Source organism: Larkinella soli (genome assembly GCF_003703975.1).
In the GTDB taxonomy this organism is placed as follows: Bacteria; Bacteroidota; Bacteroidia; order Cytophagales; family Spirosomataceae; genus Larkinella; species Larkinella soli.
On record NZ_QTJY01000004.1, the window covers coordinates 304669 to 322233 of the forward strand.

30 protein-coding genes are annotated in these 17565 nt (G+C 52.7%); all 30 read left to right on the plus strand.

The annotated features are described in order from the left end of the window. Positions 1 to 8: 8 nt before the first annotated feature. The 30 genes from fusA to DX909_RS13130 all read left to right on the plus strand — a co-directional run bounded on the left by fusA (position 9) and on the right by DX909_RS13130 (position 17540). Positions 9 to 2114 carry an elongation factor G gene (gene fusA, locus DX909_RS12985; protein WP_128545605.1) on the plus strand — a complete coding sequence of 702 codons (2106 nt, stop codon included), beginning with the start codon at positions 9 to 11 and terminating at the stop codon, positions 2112 to 2114. A 191-nt stretch (positions 2115 to 2305) separates the two neighbouring features. Further along, positions 2306 to 2611: a 30S ribosomal protein S10 gene (rpsJ, locus tag DX909_RS12990; RefSeq protein WP_114406391.1), complete on the plus strand. Its 306-nt coding sequence runs from the start codon at positions 2306 to 2308 to the stop codon at positions 2609 to 2611. Positions 2612 to 3021: 410 nt separating this feature from the next. Beyond that, positions 3022 to 3642, plus strand: a complete 621-nt coding sequence (gene rplC, locus DX909_RS12995; protein WP_128545606.1) for a 50S ribosomal protein L3 — start codon at positions 3022 to 3024, stop codon at positions 3640 to 3642. 3 nt (positions 3643 to 3645) lie between these two features. Next, positions 3646 to 4272: a 50S ribosomal protein L4 gene (rplD, locus tag DX909_RS13000; RefSeq protein ID WP_128545607.1), complete on the plus strand. Its 627-nt coding sequence runs from the start codon at positions 3646 to 3648 to the stop codon at positions 4270 to 4272. A gap of 6 nt (positions 4273 to 4278) precedes the next feature. Beyond that, entirely contained in the window at positions 4279 to 4572 is a 294-nt protein-coding gene (gene rplW, locus DX909_RS13005) for a 50S ribosomal protein L23 (protein WP_128545608.1), read from the plus strand. A gap of 42 nt (positions 4573 to 4614) precedes the next feature. Beyond that, on the plus strand, positions 4615 to 5439 hold the full coding sequence (gene rplB, locus DX909_RS13010; protein WP_128545609.1) for a 50S ribosomal protein L2: 825 nt from the start codon (positions 4615 to 4617) through the stop codon (positions 5437 to 5439). 7 nt (positions 5440 to 5446) lie between these two features. After that, positions 5447 to 5725: a 30S ribosomal protein S19 gene (gene rpsS / locus DX909_RS13015; RefSeq protein ID WP_128545610.1), complete on the plus strand. Its 279-nt coding sequence runs from the start codon at positions 5447 to 5449 to the stop codon at positions 5723 to 5725. Positions 5726 to 5800: 75 nt separating this feature from the next. After that, positions 5801 to 6193, plus strand: coding sequence for a 50S ribosomal protein L22 (gene rplV / locus DX909_RS13020; protein WP_128545611.1), 393 nt, complete (start codon positions 5801 to 5803; stop codon positions 6191 to 6193). 9 nt (positions 6194 to 6202) lie between these two features. Then, the gene (rpsC, locus tag DX909_RS13025; protein ID WP_128545612.1) at positions 6203 to 7057 is read left to right on the plus strand and encodes a 30S ribosomal protein S3; all 855 of its coding nucleotides are present in this window, start codon (positions 6203 to 6205) and stop codon (positions 7055 to 7057) included. Positions 7058 to 7111: 54 nt separating this feature from the next. Further along, complete coding sequence (gene rplP / locus DX909_RS13030; RefSeq protein WP_128545613.1) at positions 7112 to 7540, plus strand: 50S ribosomal protein L16; 429 nt, start codon at positions 7112 to 7114, stop codon at positions 7538 to 7540. A gap of 71 nt (positions 7541 to 7611) precedes the next feature. Then, positions 7612 to 7812 carry a 50S ribosomal protein L29 gene (rpmC, locus tag DX909_RS13035; RefSeq protein ID WP_128545614.1) on the plus strand — a complete coding sequence of 67 codons (201 nt, stop codon included), beginning with the start codon at positions 7612 to 7614 and terminating at the stop codon, positions 7810 to 7812. Positions 7813 to 7824: 12 nt separating this feature from the next. Further along, complete coding sequence (gene rpsQ / locus DX909_RS13040) at positions 7825 to 8088, plus strand: 30S ribosomal protein S17 (RefSeq protein ID WP_128545615.1); 264 nt, start codon at positions 7825 to 7827, stop codon at positions 8086 to 8088. Positions 8089 to 8091: 3 nt separating this feature from the next. Beyond that, positions 8092 to 8460, plus strand: coding sequence for a 50S ribosomal protein L14 (rplN, locus tag DX909_RS13045; RefSeq protein WP_128545616.1), 369 nt, complete (start codon positions 8092 to 8094; stop codon positions 8458 to 8460). Positions 8461 to 8463: 3 nt separating this feature from the next. Next, positions 8464 to 8802: a 50S ribosomal protein L24 gene (gene rplX, locus DX909_RS13050; protein WP_128545617.1), complete on the plus strand. Its 339-nt coding sequence runs from the start codon at positions 8464 to 8466 to the stop codon at positions 8800 to 8802. Between the two features lie 36 nt (positions 8803 to 8838). After that, the gene (rplE, locus tag DX909_RS13055) at positions 8839 to 9393 is read left to right on the plus strand and encodes a 50S ribosomal protein L5 (RefSeq protein WP_128545618.1); all 555 of its coding nucleotides are present in this window, start codon (positions 8839 to 8841) and stop codon (positions 9391 to 9393) included. Between the two features lie 21 nt (positions 9394 to 9414). Continuing rightward, on the plus strand, positions 9415 to 9684 hold the full coding sequence (rpsN, locus tag DX909_RS13060; protein WP_128545619.1) for a 30S ribosomal protein S14: 270 nt from the start codon (positions 9415 to 9417) through the stop codon (positions 9682 to 9684). Positions 9685 to 9791: 107 nt separating this feature from the next. Beyond that, complete coding sequence (gene rpsH, locus DX909_RS13065; protein WP_128545746.1) at positions 9792 to 10190, plus strand: 30S ribosomal protein S8; 399 nt, start codon at positions 9792 to 9794, stop codon at positions 10188 to 10190. A gap of 9 nt (positions 10191 to 10199) precedes the next feature. After that, positions 10200 to 10757, plus strand: a complete 558-nt coding sequence (gene rplF / locus DX909_RS13070) for a 50S ribosomal protein L6 (RefSeq protein WP_128545620.1) — start codon at positions 10200 to 10202, stop codon at positions 10755 to 10757. A 31-nt stretch (positions 10758 to 10788) separates the two neighbouring features. Continuing rightward, positions 10789 to 11145, plus strand: coding sequence for a 50S ribosomal protein L18 (gene rplR, locus DX909_RS13075; RefSeq protein WP_128545621.1), 357 nt, complete (start codon positions 10789 to 10791; stop codon positions 11143 to 11145). Between the two features lie 8 nt (positions 11146 to 11153). Then, a complete protein-coding gene (rpsE, locus tag DX909_RS13080; protein WP_128545622.1) occupies positions 11154 to 11669 on the plus strand; it encodes a 30S ribosomal protein S5 in 516 nt (171 codons plus the stop codon). Between the two features lie 25 nt (positions 11670 to 11694). Then, entirely contained in the window at positions 11695 to 11874 is a 180-nt protein-coding gene (gene rpmD, locus DX909_RS13085; protein WP_128545623.1) for a 50S ribosomal protein L30, read from the plus strand. A gap of 6 nt (positions 11875 to 11880) precedes the next feature. Further along, the gene (gene rplO / locus DX909_RS13090) at positions 11881 to 12327 is read left to right on the plus strand and encodes a 50S ribosomal protein L15 (RefSeq protein ID WP_128545624.1); all 447 of its coding nucleotides are present in this window, start codon (positions 11881 to 11883) and stop codon (positions 12325 to 12327) included. Between the two features lie 86 nt (positions 12328 to 12413). Further along, complete coding sequence (secY, locus tag DX909_RS13095; RefSeq protein ID WP_128545625.1) at positions 12414 to 13727, plus strand: preprotein translocase subunit SecY; 1314 nt, start codon at positions 12414 to 12416, stop codon at positions 13725 to 13727. Between the two features lie 6 nt (positions 13728 to 13733). Continuing rightward, complete coding sequence (gene map, locus DX909_RS13100; protein WP_128545626.1) at positions 13734 to 14546, plus strand: type I methionyl aminopeptidase; 813 nt, start codon at positions 13734 to 13736, stop codon at positions 14544 to 14546. 3 nt (positions 14547 to 14549) lie between these two features. Continuing rightward, a complete protein-coding gene (gene infA, locus DX909_RS13105; protein ID WP_038119936.1) occupies positions 14550 to 14768 on the plus strand; it encodes a translation initiation factor IF-1 in 219 nt (72 codons plus the stop codon). A gap of 11 nt (positions 14769 to 14779) precedes the next feature. Beyond that, positions 14780 to 14896: a 50S ribosomal protein L36 gene (gene rpmJ, locus DX909_RS13110; RefSeq protein WP_038119933.1), complete on the plus strand. Its 117-nt coding sequence runs from the start codon at positions 14780 to 14782 to the stop codon at positions 14894 to 14896. Between the two features lie 9 nt (positions 14897 to 14905). Continuing rightward, positions 14906 to 15283 carry a 30S ribosomal protein S13 gene (gene rpsM / locus DX909_RS13115; protein ID WP_128545627.1) on the plus strand — a complete coding sequence of 126 codons (378 nt, stop codon included), beginning with the start codon at positions 14906 to 14908 and terminating at the stop codon, positions 15281 to 15283. Between the two features lie 75 nt (positions 15284 to 15358). Then, positions 15359 to 15754, plus strand: coding sequence for a 30S ribosomal protein S11 (rpsK, locus tag DX909_RS13120; protein ID WP_128545628.1), 396 nt, complete (start codon positions 15359 to 15361; stop codon positions 15752 to 15754). 86 nt (positions 15755 to 15840) lie between these two features. Next, on the plus strand, positions 15841 to 16446 hold the full coding sequence (gene rpsD, locus DX909_RS13125; RefSeq protein ID WP_128545629.1) for a 30S ribosomal protein S4: 606 nt from the start codon (positions 15841 to 15843) through the stop codon (positions 16444 to 16446). Positions 16447 to 16550: 104 nt separating this feature from the next. Then, entirely contained in the window at positions 16551 to 17540 is a 990-nt protein-coding gene (locus DX909_RS13130; RefSeq protein ID WP_128545630.1) for a DNA-directed RNA polymerase subunit alpha, read from the plus strand. Positions 17541 to 17565: the final 25 nt, after the last annotated feature.

Below are 17565 nucleotides of genomic sequence, written 5' to 3' on the forward strand. Positions count from 1 at the left end.
ACTTCATTATGGCAACTGATCTTCGATACCTGCGCAACATTGGTATCGCTGCCCACATCGACGCCGGTAAGACGACGACCACCGAGCGGATTCTGTACTATTCCGGGGTGAGCCACAAAATCGGCGAAGTACACGAAGGGGCTGCTACCATGGACTGGATGGAGCAGGAACAGGAACGGGGGATCACGATTACTTCGGCGGCCACAACCGTCAACTGGAAATACCGGGGTGAATCCTATCATGTGAACATCATCGATACGCCGGGCCACGTGGACTTTACGGTAGAGGTGAACCGGTCGCTGCGGGTCCTGGACGGTCTGGTGTTTCTGTTCAGCGCCGTCGACGGTGTTGAGCCGCAATCGGAAACCAACTGGCGTCTGGCCAACAATTATAACGTGGCCCGTCTGGGCTTCGTCAATAAAATGGACCGTGCCGGTGCCGACTTCCTGAACGTCTGCAAGCAGGTAAAGGAAATGCTCGGCAGCAACGCCGTACCGCTGCAGTTGCCGATCGGTGCGGAAGATAACTTCAAGGGCGTGGTTGACCTGGTCAACTTCCGGGGTATCCAGTGGAACGAGAATGACAAGGGGATGACCTTTGTCGAAGTGCCCATTCCGGACGATATGCTGGAAGAAGCCAGAGAATGGCGGGAGAAACTGCTCGAAGCCGTTGCCGACTACGACGAGACGCTGATGGAAAAATACTTCGAGGATCCCGAATCGATCACCGAAGACGAAATTCTGACGGCGCTGCGTCAGGCCACCATCGAGATGAAAATCGTTCCGATGCTCTGCGGTTCTTCCTTCAAGAACAAAGGGGTTCAGACGATGCTCGACTACGTGATGGCCCTGCTGCCGTCTCCGCTCGACAAACCGGAAATCAAAGGGACGAACCCCGATAACGAGCAGGAAGTGGTTCGTCACCCGACGGAAACCGACCCGTTCACCGCACTGGCGTTCAAAATCGCTACCGACCCCTACGTGGGCCGTCTGTGCTTCGTACGGGTGTACTCCGGTGCGCTGGATTCCGGCTCTTACGTGCTGAACACCCGTTCAGGCAACAAGGAGCGGATCTCCCGCATCTTCCAGATGCACGCCAACAAGCAGAACCAGATCGACAAACTGCGGGCCGGCGACATCGGTGCCGTGGTCGGTTTCAAGGATATTAAAACCGGGGATACGCTCTGCGACGAGAAGAACCCGATCGTGCTCGAATCCATGGTATTCCCCGATCCGGTGATCGGTTACGCCATCGAGCCGAAGAAAACCGCCGATCAGGACAACTTCTCGAAAGCCATCGGTAAACTGATCGAAGAAGATCCGACCCTGAAAGTAGAGTCGGATGAAGAAACCGGCCAGACCATCATCCGGGGTATGGGTGAGCTTCACCTCGAAATCATCATCGACCGGATGCGTCGCGAGTTCAAGGTAGAAGTGAACCAGGGCGCTCCGCAGGTCGCTTACAAGGAAACCCTCACCAAGAACTTCGAACACCGCGAGGTATACAAGAAGCAGACGGGTGGTCGCGGTAAGTTTGCCGATATCGTCTTTGAAATCGGTGTTCGTGAAGACGGCAAGCCGGGTCTGGAATTCGTGAACGGTATCGTGGGTGGGGTCATTCCGAAAGAATTTATCCCGGCCGTCGAAAAAGGTTTCCGCGAAGCCATGTCCAACGGTCCGCTGGCCGGCTATCCGCTCGACTCGATGAAGGTTCGTCTGTTCCATGGCTCGTTCCACGACGTCGACTCCGACTCGCTGTCGTTCGAACTGGCCGCCCGTCTGGGCTTCCGTGAAGCAGCTAAGAACGCCGGTCCGAAACTGCTCGAACCGATCATGGCCGTCGAGGTGCTGACGCCGGAAGAGTATACCGGTCCGATCACGGGTGACCTGAACCGTCGTCGCGGGATTATGAAAGGGATGGATTCACGCGGTGGTTCGCAGGTGATCAAGGCGGACGTTCCCCTGTCGGAACTGTTCGGTTACGTCACTGACCTCCGTACGATGTCGTCCGGTCGCGCTACCGCCAACCTGACGTTCTCTCACTACGAGCAGGTCCCGAACAACCTGGCCGAAGGCATCATCTCGAAAGCCAAAGGAACGGTTCGAATTTCGTAATTGCCTGTATCCCGAAGAACGAGGGATCCTGTGGCTGATAACCGGTCCCTTCGACCGCCGAAGCACAGGGTCCCTCTTTCGTCGGGCTGACAAAACAATAAAACAGTGCCGCGCCGGTGGAGTAAATGGTTCTTTCATCGGCGTACCGCCTGTCCCGGACAGGCACCTTTTCATCAGAACCACTAATTGTTATGAATCAAAAAATTCGGATTAAACTGAAGTCGTTCGACCACATGCTGGTCGACAAGTCGGCTGAAAAAATCGTCAAGGCCGTCAAATCGACGGGCGCTATCGTCAGCGGCCCGATTCCCCTGCCGACCGAGAAAGAAATCTTTACCGTCCTGCGTTCTCCGCACGTCAACAAGAAGTCGCGGGAGCAATTTCAGCTCTGTACCTACAAGCGTCTGGTCGATATCTATTCGACGAGCGCCAAAACGGTAGACGCCCTGATGAAGCTCGAACTGCCGAGCGGGGTTGATGTAGAGATTAAGGTATAAATTAATTCGTCGAACGACGGAAGTTTTCGGAACAGCGCCGACCGAAGCCACCGGTTTCAGAGGGCGCTGTTTCCTTTAGCGGATTTCCGGAAAAATATTTTTCGGAAATCAAAAAATTAACTATCTTTGCAACCCGAAGCCGAATTACGGAGCAAAGACATACCTTGGGTGAAGGTCCGAAAGGAAACCACATCTGACAATTTAGTCCGGTAACACGCCTTGTGTGTGCCTACCGAACGGAGGGTCAGGTGGAAACGTCTGACCCTTTTTGTTTGTCGTATTTAGTTCAGAGCCCGGAATTTTTTGAGAATTAAGGAGATAGGGTTTGGATGACAGTCGACAAATCCCTAATTTTGCACTCCGTTTTTTCGGGTTTAAACACATAAATTCCTGCTTTACAACCACTTATTATGTCTGGTTTAATTGGAAAGAAGATTGGGATGACCAGTCTGTACAATGCTGACGGGCAGGCTCTGGCATGTACAGTCATTGAAGCTGGTCCCTGTGTCGTTACGCATGTAAAAACACAGGAGACGGACGGTTATCAGGCCGTCCAGTTAGGGTACGGTGAAAAGAAAGAGAAGCGTACCAACAAACCGTTGCTGGGCCACTTTAAGAAAGCCAACACGACGCCGAAACGCAAGTTAGTCGAGTTCAAGACGTTCGAACAGAACCTGGATCTTGGGCAGACGCTGGGCATTACGGACGTTTTCACGGAAGGCGATTTCATCGATATCGTCGGCACGGCAAAGGGTAGAGGTTTTCAGGGCGTTGTGAAACGTCACGGTTTTGGTGGTGTCGGTGGGCAAACCCACGGTCAGCACAACCGCCAGCGTCACCCCGGTTCAATCGGTGCCTGTTCCTTCCCGTCACGGGTCTTCAAGGGGCTTCGGATGGCCGGCCGTATGGGTGGCAACCGCGTGAAAGTACAGAACCTCCGTGTACTGAAAGTTATGCCGGAGCAGAACCTGATCGTTGTAAGCGGTTCGATCCCGGGCTCAAAAAATTCGTTCGTCATTTTAGAGAAGTAAGTCATGGAGGTAGCAGTTTATAACTCGAAAGGAGAAGATACGGGCAAGAAAGTAACCCTGTCCGACGAAATCTTCGGAATTGAGCCGAACGAGCACGCGATCTACTTAGACGTGAAACAATACCTGGCCAACCAGCGCCAGGGTACGCATAAGGCGAAAGAACGGGCTGAGAATGCTCACTCAACCCGCAAGATCAAGAAGCAGAAGGGTACGGGCGGCGCCCGCGCCGGCTCCATCAAATCGCCGGTATTCGTCGGCGGTGGTACCATCTTCGGTCCCCGTCCCCGCGACTACAGCTTCAAACTGAACAAGAAAGTAAAGCAACTGGCCCGTAAGTCGGCTCTCGCGGTAAAAGCGAAAGAAAACAACGTAGCGGTCCTGGATAACTTTACGCTGGACGGTCCCCGTACGAAGTCTTACCTCGATTTCCTGAACGGTTTTAAGGCGGCTGATACCAAAACGCTCCTGATCCTGCCGGAGGTAGACAAGAACGTCGTTCTCTCAAGCCGCAACCTGAAGAAAGCGAAAGTGATGACGGCCGATCTGGTCAGCACCTACGATCTGATGAACGCCGATCGACTGCTGATCGCGGAAGGGGCCCTGTCGAAATTAGAATCTCTTCTCCAGTAACTGATCATGGAAAACGTATTGAAAAGACCGATCATCACGGAAAAGATGACCGCCCTGAACAAAAAGGGACAATACGGTTTTGAGGTGTCGATGAATGCCAACAAAATCGAAATCAAGAAGGCAGTCGAGAAACTGTACGGCGTAACGGTAACGGACGTCAATACCATGCGTTGCATCGGCCATAAAAAGTCGAAAAGCACCAAGCGGGGCACGATCACTTCCGGCCGCACTTCCACCTGGAAAAAAGCGCTGGTGACCGTTGCCGAAGGAGAAGTCATCGACATCTACGCGGAAGTATAAGGGGTACGAACCACGAACGACCAAACGAATTAGTTAGGAATCATGGGAGTTAAGAAACTTAAACCAGTTACCCCGAGTCAGCGTTTTCGGGTAGCTCCGGACTTTGCCGAAATCACGACGGACAAGCCCGAACGGAGTCTGCTGGTATCCATAAAGAAATCAGGTGGCCGTAACAACCAGGGCCGCCGGTCGATGCGCTACATTGGTGGCGGTCATAAACGCCAGTACCGGATTATCGACTTCAAGCGCGATAAGACGAGCGTTCCCGCCACGGTAAAGACGATCGAGTACGACCCCAACCGTTCGGCACGGATTGCGCTGCTGCATTATGTAGACGGCGAGAAGCGCTACATCCTCGCTCCCCAGGGCCTGACGGTCGGGCAGCAGGTAGTATCAGGTGCTGAAGTTGCTCCTGAAGTGGGTAATGCTCTGCCGCTGTCGGCCATGCCCATCGGTACGATCGTTCACAACGTCGAACTGAAGCCGGGAAAAGGGGGTGCGCTGGTTCGCAGTGCCGGTACTTACGCCCAGCTGGTGGCCCGGGAAGACAAGTATGCCATTCTGCGGATGCCCTCAGGGGAGCAGCGGATGGTCCTGGGAGCCTGTATGGCGACGGTCGGGTCGGTTTCGAACCCCGATCACATGAACGTCAGTGTGGGCAAAGCCGGCCGTAACCGCTGGCTCGGGATCCGCCCGCGCGTTCGGGGTGTCGCCATGAACCCGATCGATCACCCGATGGGTGGTGGTGAAGGCCGTGCATCCGGTGGTCATCCGCGTTCACGTACCGGTCTGTATGCAAAAGGCAAGAAGACCCGTCCGGTGAAGAAGTACTCAGATCGACTGATTATTAGCAAAAGGAAAAAATAAGAGGTAGATGGCACGCTCACTTAAAAAGGGTCCCTACATAGATTTTCGTCTGGAGAAGAAAGTCACCACCATGAATGATTCCGGCCGCAAGTCCGTCATCAAGACCTGGTCGCGTCGGTCGATGATCTCTCCCGATTTCGTTGGCCATACGTTTGCCGTCCACAATGGCAATAAGTTCATTCCGGTGTACGTCACCGAAAACATGGTAGGCCATAAGCTGGGTGAATTTTCTCCCACCCGTAACTTCCGCGGCCACGTGGCGAAGAAAGACAAAGGCAAACGATAAAAGCAGCAGGCCGTCGTAAGCCGGTCGTTTCCGAACGATCCGGGTATGCGGAAGGCGACTAACACTCGTAAGATAATGGAAGCAATAGCAAAGCTAAAAAATGTGCCTTCGTCCCCTCGCAAAATGCGGCTGGTCGCCAACCTGATCAGGGGTCAGAAGGTCAGCAAAGCGCTGGGTATTCTGCGTTATCAGCCCCAGGCTGGTGCCGCCCTGCTGGAAAAGCTGCTGCTCTCGGCAGTAGCCAACTGGCAACAGAAAAATGAAGACGGACGGATCGAAGATGCCGACTTGTATGTAAAGACGATCTTCGTCGACGGCGGCCGGATGCTGAAGCGTCTGCGCCCGGCTCCTCAGGGCCGTGGTCACCGGATCCGGAAACGGTCCAACCACGTGACGATCGTGATCGACAGTGCCGCAGCTCCCCTGACGCTTGCACCAGAAGTGACAACAGAAAACGCAGAAAACTAAGACAACAGAATGGGACAAAAAGTTAACCCCGTTGGTCTTCGGCTCGGCATCGTTAAAGGTTGGGATTCCAGCTGGTATGGCGGCAAGGAATTTCCTGATAAACTGGTTGAAGACGAAAAGATCAGAAAATACATTCAGGCTCGTATTCCGAAAGGTTCCATCAGCAAGGTGGTAATCGAACGGACGCTGAAGCGGATTACGCTGACGATCCACACGGCCCGTCCGGGTATCGTTATCGGTAAAGGCGGTGGCGAGGTCGATAAGATCAAGGAAGAGCTCAAGAAAATTACCGGCAAAGACGTCCAGATCAACATCTTTGAGATCAAGCGTCCGGAGATCGACGCCAAGCTGATCGGTGAAACCATCGCTCAGCAGCTCCAGGCCCGTATCTCGTATCGGCGCGCCATGAAGCAGGCCATCAGCTCGGCCATCCGGGTGGGTGCTCAGGGAATCAAAGTTCGGGTTTCCGGTCGTCTGGGCGGTGCTGAAATGGCCCGTACGGAAGAGTACAAGGAAGGCCGGGTACCCCTGCACACGCTCCGTGCCGATATCGATTATGCCATCTCTGAAGCGCAGACCGTATACGGTAAAATCGGTATTAAGGTCTGGGTTTTCAAAGGTGAGCTTTACGGCAAGCGGGACCTGTCACCGGCCGCTCAGATGAGCGCAGCACAGCAGGATCGCGGTGGCGACCGTGGTGACCGTCGTGGTGACCGTGGGGACCGTCGCGGTGAGCGCGGTGGTGAAGGCGAACGCGGTGACCGTCGCCGGGGTCGGAACGACCAGCAGGGCGGACGCGGTGGCCGGGGCGGTGGTGGCGGACAGCAGCGCGGTGGCCAGGGCGGTGGCGGACGTAAAAGATAGTAAGAACATCGGACGTCGGCTGAATCAGACAACGTCCTTTAGATACGACTAAAGATGTTACAACCAAGAAGAACCAAGTTTCGTAAGCAACAGAAAGGCCGCGTCAAAGGAGTAGCCGGACGGGGCCATGAGATCGCTTTCGGATCGTTTGCCATCAAGGCGCTGGAACCGGGCTGGATTACGTCCCGCCAGATTGAAGCGGCTCGTATTTCCGTCACCCGGGCCATGAAGCGTGAAGGCCAGGTCTGGATCCGGATTTTCCCGGATAAGTCGATCACCAAGAAACCGGCTGAAGTACGGATGGGTAAAGGAAAAGGCGCTCCCGAATACTGGGTAGCCGTCGTTAAACCCGGTACGATCCTGTTCGAAGCGACGGGCGTCCCCCTGGATATCGCCAATGAAGCACTCCGTCTGGCCGCCCAGAAACTGCCGATCAAGACGAGATTCGTTGTTCGTCGGGATTATCAGGAAGCAGAAGACTAACTCGGTTTTGTCATCCTGAGAGCAGGATTCGATCCAGAAGCCGGTTTGACAGAAAAAAACTCATAAGTGAAATGAAAAAGAACGAGATAAAGTCGCTGACGGTCGAACAACTGAAAGAGCAGATCGCAGTTGAAAAGGATCGTCTTCAGAAACTGAAGTTTGCGCACGCTATTTCGCCCGTCGAGAACCCGATGCGAATCCGTACGTCACGTAAACTGATTGCTCAATTACTGACCGAGCTTACGATTAAAGAAAAACCCGGGCAGGCATAACGGTATCGAACCATGGAGCAGCAAGCAAGAAATTTAAGAAAAGAAAGAATCGGTAAGGTGGTCAGCAACAAGATGGACAAATCCATCACCGTTGCCGTCGACCGGAAGGTACAGCACCCCATCTACGGTAAGTTTATGCACCGTACGAAGAAGTTCATGGCCCATGACGAGAACAACGACTGCGGGATCGGCGATACGGTACGCATCATGGAGACTCGTCCGCTGAGCAAGAACAAGCGTTGGAGATTAGTCGAAATCATTGAAAAGGCGAAGTAATCCATGATCCAGCAAGAATCACGTTTGAGCGTTGCCGATAACAGCGGTGCCAAGGAGGTACTCTGCATCCGGGTCCTGGGTGGTACGGGCAAACGCTACGCTACGGTCGGCGATAAAATCGTTGTGACCGTGAAACAGGCCCTTTCTTCCAGTAACATGAAGAAGGGAACTGTTTCCAAAGCCGTTGTCGTACGGACGAAAAAGGAAGTTCGCCGGAAAGACGGCTCATATATCCGCTTCGAAGACAATGCGGCAGTGCTGCTGAACAACAATGACGAGCCGCGCGGTACCCGGATTTTCGGGCCGGTTGCCCGTGAGTTGCGTGAGAAGCAGTTTATGAAAATCGTTTCGTTGGCTCCAGAAGTATTGTAAGCAATGAAGAATGTAGCAGATAAGCCCAAAAAGTTACACGTTAAGTCGGGCGATACCGTTCTGGTGATCTCCGGTAACTCAAAGGGACAGACCGGTAAAATCCTGCGTGTGCTGGTAGACCGGCAACGGGCAGTGGTAGAAGGTGTCAATATGATCACCAAGCATATCAAGCCCTCAGCCGCCAACCCCCAGGGAAGCCTTGAAAAACGCGAAGGTTCCATCCACATCAGTAATCTGAAAGTGGTTGACCCGGCAACCGGAGAAGCATCACGCACTGGTCGGAAACTGAATGACAAAGGAAAGCTGCAGCGGTACTCGAAAAAGTCCGGCAACTTTATCTAAGAAAGAAAATCAGGAACGTATTAAACGAATACGACAGTGGCAACTCCGAGACTGAAAGAAAAATATACGAACGAGATTGTGTCCCAGCTCAAGGAGAGATTCCAGTACAAAAGCATCATGCAGGTACCGAAACTCTCCAAGATCGTCATCAACAAAGGGATTGGGGCCGCCGTCGCCGATAAGAAGCTGGTCGATGTCGGTGTCGAAGAACTGACGATGATCACGGGCCAGAAGGCGGTTCCGACGATTGCAAAGAAAGCCGTATCCAACTTCAAACTTCGCGAAGGCATGCCGATCGGCGCCAAAGTAACGCTGCGCGGTGAGAAGATGTACGAATTCCTGGATCGTCTGACCTCCGTAGCGCTTCCGCGGGTACGTGACTTCAAAGGCGTCAGCGACAAGGGTTTCGACGGCAATGGTAACTATACGTTTGGCGTGAAGGAACAGATCATCTTCCCGGAAATCACCATCGACAAGGTGAACCGGATCTCCGGGATGGACATCACGTTCGTTACGACGGCCAACACGGATGAAGAAAGTTTTGCACTGCTGAAAGCGCTGGGTATGCCCTTCGCCGGTGGTAAAAAATAACGCATTTAGCGAAAAAAGAACATGGCAAAAGAATCCATCAAAGCAAGAGAGCGTAAGCGGGCTGCCCTGGTTGCAAAGTATGCCACCAAGCGTGCCGCGCTGAAAGCTGCCGGAGACTACGTCGGGCTGGACAAGCTCCCGAAAAATGCTTCGCCGGTTCGTCTGCACAACCGTTGTAAACTAACGGGACGTCCGCGCGGATACATGCGGAAGTTTGGTATCTCCCGCGTCACCTTCCGCGAAATGGCCTCGGCAGGTAAGATCCCAGGCGTAACGAAGGCAAGCTGGTAAGCATTTAACGCGACCTTAGCGAATATCGAAACAATTCCCTAATTTTGCAGGCCCGTTTCAGGCGGTACAAGTCGCCGGGAGGGTTTGCAGCTAATAATCAGGAGGAAATGAATACTGATCCCATAGCAGACTATCTGACTCGTATCAGAAATGCGATCCGCGCCAAGCACCGGGTCGTTGAAATTCCTGCTTCCAACATAAAGAAGGAGATCACGAAGGTACTCTTTGATAAGGGCTTCATTCAGAACTATAAGTTCGATGAAACCGGCCCCCAAGGCAGTATCAAGATCGCGTTGAAGTACAATCCGGTGACCAAGCAGCCTGCCATCGTTGATTTGCAGCGGGTAAGCCGTCCGGGTCTGCGCCAATACAAAGGCTCGACGGATCTTCCTCGCGTGTTAAACGGCCTGGGCGTGGCCATCGTCTCGACCTCGAAAGGCGTGATGACGGACAAGGAAGCCCGGACGTTGAATGTAGGCGGTGAAGTGTTGTGTTACGTTTACTAATCAGGAACCATGTCACGCGTAGGTAATAAAGTCATTGCGCTGCCGGAGACGGTATCCGTTTCGGTGGAGAGCGGTAATGTCGTTACTGTGAAAGGCCCGAAGGGAACCCTGTCGCAGAGCGTAAATCCCGACATCAAGGTAGAAATTGCCGACGGCCAGCTTCGGGTGGTTCGTCCGAGCGATCAGAAACGTCATAAGGCCCTTCATGGTCTGTATCGCGCTCTGGTGAACAATATGGTAACCGGTGTCAGCGAAGGCTATCGGTTGCAACTGGAAATTGTCGGTGTGGGTTATAAAGCGGTGGTGAACGGCAATATCCTGCAGCTGACCTTAGGCTTCTCCCACGACATTTACGTTTCGATTCCGGCCGAGATTAAGGTTTCTGCCGTAACTGAAAAAGGTCAGAATCCGAAAGTTATTCTTGAAGGGATCGACAAGCAGCTGATTGGTGAGGTAGCCGCCAAAATCCGTTCACTCCGCAAGGTTGAACCGTACAAAGGCAAAGGGGTCCGGTTTGTGGGTGAAGCCATCCGCCGGAAAGCAGGCAAGTCTGCCTCCAAGAAATAATTGGTGAACCATATAATAAGCACAGGCGAAAATGGCTGTCACAAGATCAAACAGAAGACTGCGTATTAAGCATCATATCCGGAACCGGGTTGCCGGAACGGCCGACCGGCCGCGGTTGTCCGTATTCCGTTCCAACGCCCGGATTTACGCCCAGATCATCGACGACGAGAATGGGGTCACTCTGACCAGCGCTTCGTCCATCGAGGTCAACGGTAGCGAGAAAAAAGGGATCAATGTCGAACTGGCAAAGCAGGTAGGTCAGAAACTGGCCGAAAAAGCCACTACCAGCGGCATCACGAAAGTGGTTTTTGACCGGAATGGTTATTTGTATCATGGTAAGGTGAAAGCTCTGGCCGACGGTGCCAGAGAAGGAGGCCTTCAATTCTAAGCAAAACAATGGTAACCAATACAAGACCCGCTAAGGTTAACGAGTCTGAACTGAAAGAGCGCGTTGTTGCGATCAACCGCGTTGCCAAAGTAGTAAAAGGTGGCCGGCGCTTCAGCTTTGCCGCTATTGTAGTGGTCGGTGATGGTAACGGAGTGGTTGGCTACGGCCTGGGCAAAGCAAACGAAGTAACGGATGCGATTGCCAAGGGAATTGAAGATGCCAAGAAAAACCTGGTTCAGGTTCCGCTTCTGAAGCACACCGTACCTCACCAGATGGAAGGCAAGTTCAGCGGTGGTTTCGTTCTGCTGAAACCGGCTTCTGCCGGAACGGGCGTTATCGCCGGCGGTGCAATGCGCGCCGTGCTGGAAAGCGCCGGTATCCGCGACGTATTGGCAAAGTCGAAAGGTTCGTCCAACCCGCACAACGTGGTTAAGGCAACGATCGACGCCCTGCTGAAAATGCGTGCTCCGCATCAGGTAGCCTTCCAGCGGAGCGTGAAGCTTGGCAAAGTCTTCAACGGGTAAGATCCCATAACAACCGTAATAAGAAATGGCACGGGTTAGAATTACACAGATCCGCAGCACCATCAAGCGGCCGAAAACGCAAAAGCTGGCGATGCAGTCGCTCGGACTGGGCAAAATCAACCGCAGCGTCGAGTTTGAATACAACGACGCACTGGGCGGTATCATTCGGAAAGTCCAACACTTGATTAAAGTCGAAGAAATCTAATTCATTATGAATTTAAGTTCACTCAAACCTGCGAAAGGTTCCGTCCGGGAGCGCAAGCGAGTAGGTCGAGGTACTGGTTCGGGCATGGGTGGTACGTCTACCCGTGGTCATAAAGGTGCCCAGTCGCGTTCCGGTTACAGCGCAAAGAAAAACTTTGAAGGCGGTCAGATGCCCCTTCAGCGCCGGGTACCGAAATTTGGCTTTAAAAATATCAACCGGGTTGAATACAAGCCCATTAACCTGGATACTCTTCAGGAGTTGATCCAGAAGACCCAGGCAACGGCCGTTGATATTGACCTGCTGCTGGAAAACGGTCTGGTGAGTAAAAACGATAAGGTAAAGATCCTGAGCCGGGGCGAACTGACGTCGGCGGTGGAAGTAAAAGCGCATGCCTTCTCACTGAAGGCCACCGAGGCCATCGAGAAAGCGGGGGGTAAAGCAGTAAAGCTCTAATCAGTTTGCTCGTCCGTTCAATAGGTTAAGCCAGATTTTTTCTGTAACTTTGGTGACTTTTTTTGGATGAGCAGCTTGATAATACAATGAAACGATTCATCACGACCCTTCAGAATATCTTTTCGATTGAAGAGCTGAGGACCCGTATCCTGAATACCCTGCTTTTCGTAACGGTTTTCAGACTGGGTTCTCATATCGTTCTGCCCGGTGTCGATCCGGACAAACTGAATCTGACTCCGCAGGGGCTGTTAGGTTTGCTCGACACCTTTCTGGGTGGAGCTTTCAGCAAAGCTTCGATCTTCGCGTTGGGGATCATGCCGTATATTTCGGCATCCATCGCGATTCAGCTGCTGACGCTGGCCTTGCCCTACTTCCAGAAAATGCAGAAGGAAGGTGAATCCGGCCGCAAACGGCTGAATCAGATTACCCGGGTCCTGACGATATTCGTTACGGCCGCCCAGGCGATCAGTTACCTGACGACCACGATTCCGAACGAAGCCATTCTGATCAATCCGACCACGTTCCGGATCGTATCGGTTTTCATTCTGACGGCAGGAACGATCTTCTGTATGTGGTTGGGTGAGCGGATCACCGATAAAGGAATCGGCAACGGTATTTCGATGCTGATCATGATCGGGATCGTGAGCCGTTTCCCGGGAGCCATCATCGGAGAAGCCATGTCACGGGGAACCGCTCAGGCTCTGATTTTCGTTCTGGAGATTGTGGCGCTTTTCTTTGTCGTGATGGGTGCCGTCGTGCTGACGCAGGCCGTGCGCCGGATTCCGATCCAGTATGCCAAACAGGTCGTTGGGAACAAGGTCGTCGGCGGACAACGGCAGTATTTGCCCCTTAAGCTGAATGCCGCTGGTGTAATGCCGATCATCTTCGCCCAGGCGCTGATGTTCCTTCCCTCGCTGGTTGGCTCTCTGTTTGCCGAAAAAAGTGACTTTGCCGGAACGGTTCAGACGGTTTTCGCCGATTATACCTCCTGGCAATACAATGTATTGTTTGCTTTCCTGATCATTGTCTTTACGTTCTTCTATACGGCCATTTCGGTAAACCCGAATCAGATTGCCGACGATATGAAGCGTAGCGGTGGTTTTATTCCGGGCGTCAAACCTGGTTTCATGACTTCTGAATACATTGGGCAGGTGCTTGACCGAATCACATTACCGGGTGCGCTCATGCTGGCCGTCGTCGCTATTCTGCCGGCGATTGCCGTTCTGCTCGGAATGACCCGTGGTTTCTCCCAGTTCTTTGGCGGAACCTCGCTGCTGATTATGGTTGGTGTCGTTCTGGATACCCTGCAGCAGGTAGAAAGTTATCTCCTGATGCGTCGCTACGAGGGATTGATGAAGTCAGGACGTGTAACGGGGCGCACGGAGAGCGTGGCCGCCTAAGGGAAGATGATTTACCTGAAGTCCGATCAGGAAATAGACTTGATAAAAGCGAGCGCCCAGGTCCTTGGGAAAGCCCATGCCGAAGTAGCCAAACGAATCCGGCCGGGGCTTACTACCAGGGAACTGGACAAGGTGGCAGAGGAATATATCCGCGATAACGGCGGAATTCCTTCTTTTAAGGGATACAATAACTTTCCTGCTGCGCTGTGTATCTCGGTGAATGAGACGGTAGTGCATGGTATTCCGGGGCGGTATGAACTGAAGGAAGGAGACATCGTTTCCATCGATTGCGGAGTTAAACTGAACGGTTACCACAGCGATAGTGCCTATACATACCCGGTCGGAGAAATCAGCCAGGACATTCGAAACCTGCTTATCCGGACCAAGCAGTCTCTTTACCTCGGAATCGAGAAAGCGTCGGAAGGCGGGCGGATTGGCGATATCGGCCATGCGGTGCAGAGTTATGTTGAGAAATTCGGCTACTCGGTGGTTCGGGAACTGGTCGGCCATGGGGTTGGAAAAAGTCTTCATGAAAGCCCGGAAGTGCCGAATTACGGCAAACGCGGTCAGGGAGCCAAGCTGAAGGAAGGCATGGTGATCGCCATTGAGCCGATGATCAACCTGGGCAAGAAAAATATTGTGCAGGAGCGCGACGGCTGGACAATCCGGACGACCGACCGCAAACCATCGGCCCATTATGAGCATACCGTAGCGATACGGAAAGGCCAGGCCGAAATCCTGACCACATTCCAATACATTGAAGAAGCGACAGCCAATACGAGCTTAATGATAGAAGTCAACGAAGCGACTATAGCGTAACGAATGGCAAAACAGACATCCATCGAACAGGACGGTACGATTGTAGAAGCGCTTTCCAATGCCATGTTTCGGGTTCAGCTCGAAAATAAGCACGAGGTAATCGCTCATATTTCCGGGAAAATGCGGATGAACTACATCAAAATCTTACCCGGCGACCGGGTAAAGCTGGAGATGTCACCGTATGATCTCACCAAGGCAAGAATTGTGTACAGATACAAATAACGGCAGTAACCATGAAAGTCAAGGCGTCCATTAAAAAGCGCAGTGCTGAATGTAAAGTGATTCGCCGGAAGGGCAAACTTTACGTTATCAACAAGAAAAATCCACGGTACAAACAAAGACAAGGATAATCACTGAATATGGCACGTATTGCAGGGGTTGACATTCCCGACCGGAAGCGCGGTGAAATTGCTCTGACCTATATTTTCGGCATTGGCCGTAGCTCAGCGCAGAAAATTTTGAATAAAGCAGGGGTCTCCGTTGACAAGAAGGTCAATGAATGGAACGACGAAGAGTCGAACGCCATTCGTACCATCATCACCGGGGAATTCAAAGTGGAAGGTGCTCTGAAGTCGGAAGTTCAGCTGAACATCAAACGACTGATGGATATCGGTTGTTATCGTGGACTTCGTCACCGGAAAGGTTTGCCGGTTCGGGGCCAGCATACGAAAAACAACTCCCGTACGCGGAAAGGAAAGCGTAAAACGGTAGCAAACAAGAAGAAAGCAACGAAGTAACCAGTGACCAGCAGGTAGTTTCGAAGGGGTAACCACGGTTTCCGATTCGACTGCCTGCTGCAAACTCAAACAAAAATGGCTCAAGCAAAACGCAAAGATAAAGCGAAGAAGCGGGTAGTGGTTGTTGAATCCGTCGGCCAGGTTCACATCAAGGCGACGTTTAACAACATCATCATTTCGATTACCAACAGCACCGGCCAGGTGATCTCCTGGGCTTCTGCGGGCAAAATGGGCTTCAAAGGCTCCAAGAAAAATACCCCGTATGCTGCTCAGACGGCTGCTCAGAACTGTGCGGCCGTTGCCCATGACCTGGGTATGCGGAAAGCTGAAGTGTTCGTGAAAGGCCCGGGCGCCGGTCGTGAGTCGGCCATCCGGACCATCCAGAACAGCGGGATCGAAGTGACCTCTATTAAAGACATTACGCCCCTGCCGCACAACGGCTGTCGTCCGCCGAAACGCCGTCGCGTTTAATCGGCTTCGCTTTAGTAGAATGAATACGAACAGGCGACATTAGGTTGTGTCTGTTCATGGTTTAACGTTATTCATTGAGAGTAAAAATGGCAAGATACACTGGCCCCAAGGCCAAAATTTCGCGTAAATTCGGCGAGCCGATCCTCGGCCCCAGCAAAGCACTGCAAAAGAAAAACTACGGTCCGGGTCAGCATGGCCGGGGTCGTAAGCGGAAGCAATCGGAATATGCCGTTCAGCTTCAGGAAAAGCAAAAAGTAAAATATATCTACGGTATTCTGGAACGCCAGTTCCGGGGTCTGTTCCACCGGGCCGTCGTTAAACAGGGCATTACGGGTGAAAACCTGCTGAAACTCTGCGAAGCCCGTCTGGACAATACCGTCTATCGCATGGGCATTGCTCCGAGCCGTCGGGCAGCGCGCCAGTTAGTATCTCACAAACACATCATTGTCGACGGCGAAGTAGTCAACATCCCCTCATACTCCCTGAAACCGGGTCAGCTGATCGGTGTTCGCGAGAAATCGAAGTCGCTGGAAGCCGTTTCGACCAGCCTGTCGGCCCGGGGTGCCAAGCGTTATAACTGGCTGGAGTGGGATCAGCAACAACTGCAGGGCAAGTTCACGAGCTATCCGGAGCGCGACCAGATTCCGGAAAACGTGAACGAGCAGCTGATCGTCGAATTGTACTCTAAATAAGCGTTTTCAGCTGACGGTTATGGTCATCGGTTTTTTATCTACCTTACCGACGACCCAGAACTGACGGCTGAAAACTATTTTCGGACTGTTAACAACAAAATCGTATGTCAATATTAGCGTTCCAAATGCCCGATAAAGTTGTCATGGAGCGAGCTGACGACTTTCACGGGTTGTTTGAGTTCAAGCCACTCGAAAAGGGTTACGGCGTGACCATCGGGAATGCGTTGCGGAGAATTCTGCTCTCGTCGCTGGAAGGCTATGCCATCACCAGCGTACGGTTCCCTGGAGTATTGCACGAATTCTCGTCGATCGAAGGGGTTGTTGAGGACGTGACCGAAATCATCCTGAACCTGAAAATGGTTCGGTTCAAAAAGATCTCGGACATGGTCGATAACAAGATTACCGTTACGATCAAAAACCAGTCGGTCCTCAAGGCCGGTGATATATCGAAGTTTACGGCTTCGTTCGAAGTGCTGAATCCGGATCTGGAAATCTGCCACATCGACGACACCCGCGAACTGGAGATGGAAATTATCGTGGAAAAAGGGCGGGGTTATATCCCTGCCGATGAGCCGCGGGCGAATGAACTTCCCTTCGGTCACATCCCCATCGATGCCATCTATACCCCGATCAAGAACGTTCGTTACAGCGTTGAGAATACGCGCGTCGAGCAGAAAACCGACTATGAGCGGCTGCTGCTCGACATTGAAACGGACGGCTCGATTCACCCGGAGGAAGCCCTGAAAGGCGCTGCGACGATCCTGATCCAGCACTTCATGCTCTTCTCCGACCAGACGATGACGTTCGAAACGGCCAAAGCCGAAGAGGACAACGTCGTCGACGAGGAAATGCTGCATATGCGCAAGCTGCTGAAGACCCCGCTGGCCGATCTCGACCTGTCGGTCCGTGCTTACAACTGCTTGAAATCCGCTGACGTCAAAACGCTGGGTGATCTGGTAAAACTGGAGATTTCCGACATGATGAAGTTCCGGAACTTCGGTAAAAAATCCCTGACGGAATTAGAACAACTGGTGTCCGAGAAGGGTCTGACCTTCGGTATGGACATTGCTAAATACAGATTAGACGAGGACTAACCAATCCGGCCGCCTGAGCAGGCTG

Excerpts from the sequence above, each read along its gene's own strand:
- fusA (WP_128545605.1), top strand. The coding sequence starts at position 9 with ATGGCAACTGATCTTCGATACCTGCGCAACATTGGTATCGCTGCCCAC.
- rpsJ (WP_114406391.1), top strand. The coding sequence starts at position 2,306 with ATGAATCAAAAAATTCGGATTAAACTGAAGTCGTTCGACCACATGCTG.
- rplC (WP_128545606.1), top strand. The coding sequence starts at position 3,022 with ATGTCTGGTTTAATTGGAAAGAAGATTGGGATGACCAGTCTGTACAAT.
- rplD (WP_128545607.1), top strand. The coding sequence starts at position 3,646 with ATGGAGGTAGCAGTTTATAACTCGAAAGGAGAAGATACGGGCAAGAAA.
- rplW (WP_128545608.1), top strand. The coding sequence starts at position 4,279 with ATGGAAAACGTATTGAAAAGACCGATCATCACGGAAAAGATGACCGCC.
- rplB (WP_128545609.1), top strand. The coding sequence starts at position 4,615 with ATGGGAGTTAAGAAACTTAAACCAGTTACCCCGAGTCAGCGTTTTCGG.
- rpsS (WP_128545610.1), top strand. The coding sequence starts at position 5,447 with ATGGCACGCTCACTTAAAAAGGGTCCCTACATAGATTTTCGTCTGGAG.
- rplV (WP_128545611.1), top strand. The coding sequence starts at position 5,801 with ATGGAAGCAATAGCAAAGCTAAAAAATGTGCCTTCGTCCCCTCGCAAA.
- rpsC (WP_128545612.1), top strand. The coding sequence starts at position 6,203 with ATGGGACAAAAAGTTAACCCCGTTGGTCTTCGGCTCGGCATCGTTAAA.
- rplP (WP_128545613.1), top strand. The coding sequence starts at position 7,112 with ATGTTACAACCAAGAAGAACCAAGTTTCGTAAGCAACAGAAAGGCCGC.
- rpmC (WP_128545614.1), top strand. The coding sequence starts at position 7,612 with ATGAAAAAGAACGAGATAAAGTCGCTGACGGTCGAACAACTGAAAGAG.
- rpsQ (WP_128545615.1), top strand. The coding sequence starts at position 7,825 with ATGGAGCAGCAAGCAAGAAATTTAAGAAAAGAAAGAATCGGTAAGGTG.
- rplN (WP_128545616.1), top strand. The coding sequence starts at position 8,092 with ATGATCCAGCAAGAATCACGTTTGAGCGTTGCCGATAACAGCGGTGCC.
- rplX (WP_128545617.1), top strand. The coding sequence starts at position 8,464 with ATGAAGAATGTAGCAGATAAGCCCAAAAAGTTACACGTTAAGTCGGGC.
- rpsN (WP_128545619.1), top strand. The coding sequence starts at position 9,415 with ATGGCAAAAGAATCCATCAAAGCAAGAGAGCGTAAGCGGGCTGCCCTG.
- rpsH (WP_128545746.1), top strand. The coding sequence starts at position 9,792 with ATGAATACTGATCCCATAGCAGACTATCTGACTCGTATCAGAAATGCG.
- rplF (WP_128545620.1), top strand. The coding sequence starts at position 10,200 with ATGTCACGCGTAGGTAATAAAGTCATTGCGCTGCCGGAGACGGTATCC.
- rplR (WP_128545621.1), top strand. The coding sequence starts at position 10,789 with ATGGCTGTCACAAGATCAAACAGAAGACTGCGTATTAAGCATCATATC.
- rpsE (WP_128545622.1), top strand. The coding sequence starts at position 11,154 with ATGGTAACCAATACAAGACCCGCTAAGGTTAACGAGTCTGAACTGAAA.
- rpmD (WP_128545623.1), top strand. The coding sequence starts at position 11,695 with ATGGCACGGGTTAGAATTACACAGATCCGCAGCACCATCAAGCGGCCG.
- rplO (WP_128545624.1), top strand. The coding sequence starts at position 11,881 with ATGAATTTAAGTTCACTCAAACCTGCGAAAGGTTCCGTCCGGGAGCGC.
- secY (WP_128545625.1), top strand. The coding sequence starts at position 12,414 with ATGAAACGATTCATCACGACCCTTCAGAATATCTTTTCGATTGAAGAG.
- map (WP_128545626.1), top strand. The coding sequence starts at position 13,734 with ATGATTTACCTGAAGTCCGATCAGGAAATAGACTTGATAAAAGCGAGC.
- infA (WP_038119936.1), top strand. The coding sequence starts at position 14,550 with ATGGCAAAACAGACATCCATCGAACAGGACGGTACGATTGTAGAAGCG.
- rpmJ (WP_038119933.1), top strand. The coding sequence starts at position 14,780 with ATGAAAGTCAAGGCGTCCATTAAAAAGCGCAGTGCTGAATGTAAAGTG.
- rpsM (WP_128545627.1), top strand. The coding sequence starts at position 14,906 with ATGGCACGTATTGCAGGGGTTGACATTCCCGACCGGAAGCGCGGTGAA.
- rpsK (WP_128545628.1), top strand. The coding sequence starts at position 15,359 with ATGGCTCAAGCAAAACGCAAAGATAAAGCGAAGAAGCGGGTAGTGGTT.
- rpsD (WP_128545629.1), top strand. The coding sequence starts at position 15,841 with ATGGCAAGATACACTGGCCCCAAGGCCAAAATTTCGCGTAAATTCGGC.
- DX909_RS13130 (WP_128545630.1), top strand. The coding sequence starts at position 16,551 with ATGTCAATATTAGCGTTCCAAATGCCCGATAAAGTTGTCATGGAGCGA.